Below are 473 nucleotides of genomic sequence, written 5' to 3' on the forward strand. Positions count from 1 at the left end.
GGCGTCGCGGGGGTCGCGCACGAGGCCGGGATACCGCTGCTCGTCGACAACACGCTGGCCTCGCCCTACCTGGCCCGCCCGCTTGAGCATGGGGCTGACGTCGTGCTGCACTCGGCCACGAAGTTCATCGGCGGGCACGGGACGTCCATCGGCGGGATCATCGTCGACGGCGGCCGGTTCGACTGGGGCAACGGGCGCTACCCGCGGTTCACCGAACCGGACCCGGCCTACGACGGCCTGGTGTTCCTCGACGCCTTCCCCGAGACGGCCTTCATCCTGCGGGCCCGCGCGCGGCTGCTGCGCGACCTCGGCCCCGCGCTGGCGCCGATGAACGCGTTCCTGCTGTTGCAGGGCCTGGAGACGCTGTCACTGCGGATGGAGCGGCACAGCGCCAACGCCCAGCGGGTCGCCGAGTGGCTGCGGGCGCGCGACGAGGTGAGCTGGGTCGCCTACCCGAAGCTGGCCGGTTCGCC

1 protein-coding gene is annotated in these 473 nt (G+C 72.7%); it reads left to right on the forward strand.

What is annotated here, in order from left to right:
* The coding region (locus FMEAI12_RS00140; protein ID WP_200835108.1) for a PLP-dependent transferase at positions 1-473 on the forward strand (473 nt) is incomplete at both ends.

Source organism: Parafrankia sp. Ea1.12 (assembly GCF_900465275.1).
In the GTDB taxonomy this organism is placed as follows: Bacteria; Actinomycetota; Actinomycetes; order Frankiales; family Frankiaceae; genus Parafrankia; species Parafrankia soli.